Genomic DNA, 6,145 nt, shown 5'->3' with positions numbered 1-6,145 from the left:
GGAGGGGGGTGCCTCAGGTGGTGCGGCGCGGGGCGGTACGGCGGCGGAGGGAGGCGAGGAGCCGCGCGGGGCCGCCGGTCCGCGCGCCCGCGGGGCCGGGCTTCTCGGCCGTCGCGGTCGGCGCGGTCGTCGTGGCCGTGGCCATCGCGGGCTGCGCGGGCCCTGCCGCGATCGGGGCCGGGGCGGGCTCGGGGGTCGGTTCGACGACGGGGTCCCGGTGCCCGCGCCGGGTCCAGCGGTGCCACCAGTGGGCGCGGCGCCGGTGGACGGCACGGCTCAGGCGGCGCCCGAAGAAGAGGTAGCCGAGGAGGGCACCGGCGGTGTTGAGGATGACGTCGTCCACGTCGAAGGCGCGCCCGGCGACCAGGGCGCCCTGGATGAGTTCGACCAGGACCATCACGGCGGCGGTGGGGACGGTCACGCGGAGCAGACCGCGGGTCTGCGGGACGAGCACCGGCAGCAGGATGCCGAAGGGGACGCCGAGGAGCAGGTTGCCGCCGAGCTGTTTGGCGGCCTCCTCGACGGTGGCGCCTTCGAGGTAGAGGCTGATGGAGGCGCCCGGTCGGACGTTGCTGTGCGCGATGTCCACGGAGGCGGCGGAGGGCTCCAGGGTGAGCCGGGCCAGGACGAGGCTGAAGAGGACCAGTCCGACCAGGGCGGCGAACATCGCGAGGGCGCGGACCACGGGGTGCGCCGGCGGGCGGTCCGCGTAGGCGGGTCGGGCGGCGGGACGGGACCGGCCGCGGCGGGCCGCGGGAGTCGCGGGCGGATCGGTGACGGGCGCTGCGGGGTCCTTGACGGGCTCCCCGCCGTCGGGGGCGGGGGGTGCGGGCTTCTTGCGCCAGTCCATGGGTGGCTCCTTCGGGACCGTGGTCAGGGAGAGCGGGTGGGTCGTGGGGCCGTCGTGGGTGGCCCCGGCGGTGTGGGGTGGCGCCCCGGGCGACCCCGCCGACGGACGCGCACCCCCGTGGGTGCGGGGGTGCGCGGTGTCGTGCGGCGGGGGCGGGGCGGTCCCGGCGGGCTCCTCAGGGGGTCCCGTCCGTGGCGGCGAGGGTGAAGGAGTGTCCCGCCGGGTCGCTGAGGAGCCGGGTGGTGCCGGGACCGTCCGGGCCGTCGGCCGAGACGGGGCGGGCGCCGAGGGAGACGGCTTCCCGCTCGGCCTCGTCCAGGTCCGCCTCGTCCACCAGGATCCGCAGGTGGGCCTGGTGGGAGTCCTCCGGGCGGGGCCAGCTCGGCGGGGCGTACCCGTGGTCCCGGCGGACGGCGATCCGGACGCCGTCGGCTCCGGTCACCTCGACGAGATCGAGCTCCCGCCCGGCGGTCACCTCGCCGCCGAGCAGGCCGGCGTAGAAGCGGGCCAGGGCTTCCGGCTCCGCGCAGTCCAACACGAGAACGCTCGTCTTCTTGACCGTCATGCCGGTCGTGTGCCCGCAGGTGTGGGCCGTATTCCCGCCGCGGACGCGGTAGTTGGCCGACGACGGTGCGCACGCGGGGCGGCGTGCCGCACCGGGCGCGCGACGGGGGTCCGCCCCCGCGTGCGCAAGTGTGTACGCGCCGTCCCCCGTAGCGGTCGCATTCCGGCGCACGCTCCGCCGGACCGGTGAACACCAACAAGCGGAAAGTGATCTTCCTGATGGGATCGGGGCCACGGCGCCGGCGCTTCCGGCCGCCCCCGACCAAGGAGCAGCGCCTTGCCCCAGCGGAAGTACGTGCGCGTCATCTGTCCCCCGGCGGCCGCCACGCTCGGCACCACCGAGCACCGGCCGGGGGACCGTCTGCTGTCCTCGCTGGGCCCGGGTGAGGTGTTCATGATGGGGGACAACCACTCCCTGCCCCCGATGCCGGAGCGGCCCACGCTCGCCGACTACTTCCGCCTCCGGCTCGCCCTCGACCCGTTCACCGTGCGGCACATGCTGCAGAGCGCCCGGCGGGCCCGGGAGCAGGGCATGGGCGAGAAGGTCGTCCTGGCCTGCCTGCTGCACGACATCTCGGTGGCCGGCCTGCTCCGCAGTCACCACGGGCACTGGGGGGCGCAGCTGGTGGAGCCTTACGTGGACGAGGAGGTCACCTGGGCCATCCGCCAGCACGAGGTGCTGCGGTACTTCCCGGACGACAGCGTGGGGTACGGCTATCCGCAGGCGTACGAGGGGTTCTTCGGCCGCGAGTACGAGCCGCCGCCGCACGTGCGGGCCTCGTACGCGGAGGCCCGCGCCCACCGCTGGTACATGTCGGCGCGGATGGTGACGGTCAACGACGTCTACACCTTCGACCCCGAGGCCCACGTGGAGTTCGAGGAGTTCGAGGACGTGGTGGGCCGGCACTTCCGGCAGCCCGCCCAGGGTCTGGGCTTCGACGGCTCCGCCGTGGCCCACATGTGGCGGACGATGATCTGGCCGAACAACTTCCTCTAGACCGCCCCGCCCGGGGGCGCCTTCCCGCCGCCCCGGCGGCGGGTCCGTGGTGTCGGGGCCGGAGCGGGGACGGGCGGGAGTAGGGTGCGCCGGGTGTCGGATTCTTCGCGGGACCTGGTCGGATACGGGGCCGAACCGCCGCACGCCCGGTGGCCCGGGGGCGCGCGGGTGGCCGTGAGCCTCGTCCTCAACTACGAGGAGGGCGGGGAGCGCAGCGTCCTGGAGGGGGACGCCGGATCCGAGGGGTACCTCCACGAGATCGTGGGCGCCCCGCCCGTGACGGGCGGGCGGGACCTGAACGTCGAGTCGATGTTCGCCTACGGTGCGCGGGCCGGGTTCTGGCGGGTGCACCGCACCCTGACCGCGCGCGGGGTCCCGGCCACCGTGTTCGCCGTGGGGCGGGCCCTCGAACGGAACCCGGACGCGGCCCGGGCCATGGCGGAGGCCGGCTGGGAGGTGGCGGGGCACGGCTGGCGCTGGATCGACTACCGCGAGGTCCCCGAGGAGGAGGAGCGGGCCGACATCGCGCGGACCGTGGCCACGATCCGACGCCTGACCGGGAGCCGACCCGTGGGCTGGTACACCGGTCGGATCGGCCCCCGCACCCGCCGGCTGGTGGCGGAGGAGGGCGGCTTCCTCTACGACTCCGACGACTACTCCGACGACCTGCCCTTCCACACCACCGCGGCCGGCCGCCCGCACCTGGTGGTGCCGTACGGGCTCGACGCGAACGACTTCAAGTTCCTGATCGTGCACGGGTTCACGACGGCCGGCGACATGCTGGAGTACCTGGTGGACACCTTCGACGCCCTGCACGCGGAGGGGGCGGACCGGCCGCGGCTGATGAACGTGGGGCTGCACTGCCGGATCATCGGACGGCCGGGCCGGATCCGGGCCCTGGAGGGCTTCCTGGAGCACGCGGCCCGGCGCGGCGGGGCGTGGTTCGCCACCCGCGAGCAGGTGGCCCGGCACTGGCTGGCGGAGCACCCGCCGCGGAGCTGAAGCCTCCGCCCGGGGCGCGTCGGAGCGGCGGCGGAGACTCCGGAAAGCGGCTCCGGTCCGGGACTCCGCGAAGGGTTCCGGCGGAAGATCACATTCAGCCGTGGCGGGCGGATTCCGCTCCTACGATCAGGCGTGGAAGGGGACGTACCCCACCGGAACACCACGCTTGGGAGGATCCATGTCGGGCATATCGCGGCGTTCGCTGCTGGGCTACTCGGGGACCGCGGCGGCGGGAGCGGTGCTGAGCGGCGCCGCCGCCGCGGAGGCGGCGGAAGCCGGTACGGAAGGGACCGCGGCGGAGGGCGCGCGGAGCGCGGCGGCGGCTACGGCCCCGGCGTTCCCCCCGGGCACGCAGTTCAAGGGCCGCACCTCGCTGCCCGGCTACGAGGGCGAGCTGCTCCTCACCTTCAGCGTCGCCATCACCGACGCCTCCCCCGGGCACGACGTGCCGCCGATCGAGATCGCGAACGCCCTCGCCCAGCTGGCGCAGCAGCACGGGTGGCAGCCCTTCACCTTCTACGGGACGCCCGCCCCCGCGCCGCTCACCTCCTGAGGCGTCCGCCAGGGTCCGCGCGCCGGGCCCGGGCGCAGGGGAGCGGCGGCCGACGCACCACGCGTCAGCCGCCGCTCCGCTGCACATCGGGACGTTCACCAATAGTGCCGACGGCCACCCACCGCGTGTCCGACGGAGCCGAGCACCCAGAGGACGATTCCGAGGACGACCAGGACGATGCCGATCGTCCACAGGATGGATATGCCGGTGAGGAAGCCGACGATGAGGAGGATGACTCCGAGGAGGATCATGACGTGCCTCTGTCTCTGTGACTCAGTCGGGGGGTTCGGCGGGGCCGGGCTCTTCGGCCGGCGACGGTTCGGGGGGCGGTCCGTCCTCGTCGGGCGGTGGACGCTCCGGCTCACCGTCGGCGCCGGGGTCGCGGGGCACGGGCCGCTGCCCGCCCGGAACGGCCGGGGGGCCTTCGGGCTCCGGGGCACCGGTCGACTCCATCCGGATCACCTCCTGGCGTGATCGTCGGGACGTGCGGCCGCAGCCGCCCCCTGCGCCTGCCCCGGCAGACCGGTTCCATGCCGGAGCACGTCGCACCCCCGGGACACGGGGCGACCGGAGCTCTCCGGGCGACGCCGAGCGGACGGTCGCAGTCGGTCGGCGGTGATTCGCCGACCTCCGCGAATGACGTTCAAATGGACAGCTGAAGGGATCTACCGAAGCCCCCGAGAAGGCACACAGGGAGCCCCTCAGGGGATTTTCCGGTTCTCGGCGTAGGGGGATTCACTTCCGGGGGAGATCGGCCCCCTCGCGGGCCTTCAGGGGCCTTCCTGCCCTAGGTTCGCCGCACACGGACGGTAGAGTGGAACACGCACCGATCCGCTCCGGCGAGCCCGCCCGACCCCCTTTCCGACGCCCCCGAGGCGCCCTCCGGGCTGCCCGCGCACCCTTTCCGACCCCCACCCCGCACCGCCGCCGCGCGCCCGCGCCAAGGCGGTCTCCGCCGTGCCCGAAAGAGAGCCCCTGTGAACCCGACCGGCACCCCGGCCACCCTCACGACGACCCCCGGCACCCCCGCCCCGGCACCCGCTCCCGCCCCCTCCCCCGGCGCGGATCGGGCGGACCGCGCCGATCGGGCGGACCGGGTCGAGGCCCGGTACGACGCGAGCGCGATCAGCGTGCTCGACGGCCTGGACGCGGTCCGCAAGCGGCCCGGCATGTACATCGGGTCCACCGGCGAACGGGGCCTGCACCACCTCGTGCAGGAGATCGTGGACAACTCCGTCGACGAGGCCATGGCCGGGGTGGCGGACCGCATCGACGTGACCCTGCTGCCGGACGGCGGGGTGCAGGTCGTCGACAACGGGCGCGGGATCCCGGTGGGCCTGCACCCGGGGACGGGTCGGCCCGCGGTGGAGGTGGTCCTGACGGTGCTGCACGCGGGCGGCAAGTTCGGCGGCGGCGGGTACGCCGTCTCCGGTGGCCTGCACGGCGTGGGCCTGTCCGTGGTGAACGCCCTCTCCACGCGGCTGACCGTCGAGGTGAAGGCCGACGGGCACCGCTGGAGCCAGACCCACGAGCGCGGCGTCCCCACCGCCCCGCTGGCCCGGCACGAGGAGACGACGGAGACCGGCACCTCGATCACCTTCTGGGCCGACGGGGACGTCTTCGAGACCACCGCGTACTCCTTCGAGACGCTGTCGCGGCGCTTCCGCGAAATGGCCTTCCTCAACAAGGGGCTGACGCTGACCCTCACCGACGAGCGGACCCCGGCTCCGAGCTCCGCCGACCCGGAGTCCGCGGCCACGGGGCCGGACGGAGCCGGAGCGGAAGGGGCCCGGAGGTCCGTGAGCCACCGCTTCGACGGCGGCATCGTCGACTACGTGGCGCACCTCAACGCGCGCAAGGGCGAGCCCGTGCACCCGTCGGTGATCAGCGTGGTCGCCGGGGACACCGGGGGCCTGCCCTCGGTGGAGATCGCGATGCAGTGGAGTTCGACGTACAGCGAGGGCGTGTACTCCTACGCCAACGCCATCCACACCCATGACGGCGGCACCCACGAGGAGGGCTTCCGGACGGCGCTGACGGCCGTGGTCAACCGCTACGCCCGCGAGCGGAGGCTGCTGAAGGACAAGGACGACAACCTGACGGGTGACGACATCCGTGAGGGTCTGACGGCGATCATCTCGGTGAAGCTGGGCGAGCCGCAGTTCGAGGGCCAGACGAA

7 protein-coding genes are annotated in these 6,145 nt (G+C 74.3%); 4 read left to right on the top strand and 3 right to left on the bottom strand.

Annotation, left to right across the window (positions count from 1 at the left end):
* Positions 1–13 precede the first annotated feature (13 nt).
* Together ABTZ17_RS35880 and ABTZ17_RS35875 are read right to left on the bottom strand one after the other, a co-directional pair.
* A complete protein-coding gene (locus ABTZ17_RS35880) occupies positions 14–850 on the bottom strand; it encodes a VanZ family protein (RefSeq protein ID WP_352200009.1) in 837 nt (278 codons plus the stop codon).
* 175 nt (positions 851–1,025) lie between these two features.
* Entirely contained in the window at positions 1,026–1,415 is a 390-nt protein-coding gene (locus ABTZ17_RS35875) for a VOC family protein (protein WP_352200008.1), read from the bottom strand.
* Positions 1,416–1,691: 276 nt separating this feature from the next.
* On the opposite strand from ABTZ17_RS35875, the gene ABTZ17_RS35870 reads away from it, so the two are divergent.
* The 3 genes from ABTZ17_RS35870 to ABTZ17_RS35860 all read left to right on the top strand — a co-directional run bounded on the left by ABTZ17_RS35870 (position 1,692) and on the right by ABTZ17_RS35860 (position 3,966).
* Positions 1,692–2,411: a hypothetical protein gene (locus ABTZ17_RS35870; protein ID WP_352200007.1), complete on the top strand. Its 720-nt coding sequence runs from the start codon at positions 1,692–1,694 to the stop codon at positions 2,409–2,411.
* 93 nt (positions 2,412–2,504) lie between these two features.
* Complete coding sequence (gene puuE, locus ABTZ17_RS35865) at positions 2,505–3,413, top strand: allantoinase PuuE (RefSeq protein WP_352200006.1); 909 nt, start codon at positions 2,505–2,507, stop codon at positions 3,411–3,413.
* Between the two features lie 178 nt (positions 3,414–3,591).
* Positions 3,592–3,966: a hypothetical protein gene (locus ABTZ17_RS35860; protein WP_352200005.1), complete on the top strand. Its 375-nt coding sequence runs from the start codon at positions 3,592–3,594 to the stop codon at positions 3,964–3,966.
* Between the two features lie 95 nt (positions 3,967–4,061).
* Here ABTZ17_RS35860 and ABTZ17_RS35855 read toward each other — a convergent pair whose 3' ends face one another.
* The gene (locus ABTZ17_RS35855; protein ID WP_352200004.1) at positions 4,062–4,217 is read right to left on the bottom strand and encodes a DUF6131 family protein; all 156 of its coding nucleotides are present in this window, start codon (positions 4,215–4,217) and stop codon (positions 4,062–4,064) included.
* A 726-nt stretch (positions 4,218–4,943) separates the two neighbouring features.
* On the opposite strand from ABTZ17_RS35855, the gene ABTZ17_RS35850 reads away from it, so the two are divergent.
* The coding region (locus ABTZ17_RS35850) for an ATP-binding protein (RefSeq protein WP_502994983.1) at positions 4,944–6,145 on the top strand (1,202 nt) is incomplete at its 3' end.

It is taken from the genome of Streptomyces sp. NPDC097619 (genome assembly GCF_040302735.1).
Taxonomy (GTDB): Bacteria; Actinomycetota; Actinomycetes; order Streptomycetales; family Streptomycetaceae; genus Streptomyces.
The sequence above is the reverse complement of the archived record's forward strand: the minus strand, read 5'-3'. Positions and strand labels throughout refer to the sequence as shown.

Bases quoted from the DNA above. Each gene is read 5' to 3' on its own strand.
- ABTZ17_RS35880 (WP_352200009.1), bottom strand. From the start codon at position 850: ATGGACTGGCGCAAGAAGCCCGCACCCCCCGCCCCCGACGGCGGGGAG.
- ABTZ17_RS35875 (WP_352200008.1), bottom strand. From the start codon at position 1,415: ATGACGGTCAAGAAGACGAGCGTTCTCGTGTTGGACTGCGCGGAGCCG.
- ABTZ17_RS35860 (WP_352200005.1), top strand. From the start codon at position 3,592: ATGTCGGGCATATCGCGGCGTTCGCTGCTGGGCTACTCGGGGACCGCG.
- ABTZ17_RS35855 (WP_352200004.1), bottom strand. From the start codon at position 4,217: ATGATCCTCCTCGGAGTCATCCTCCTCATCGTCGGCTTCCTCACCGGC.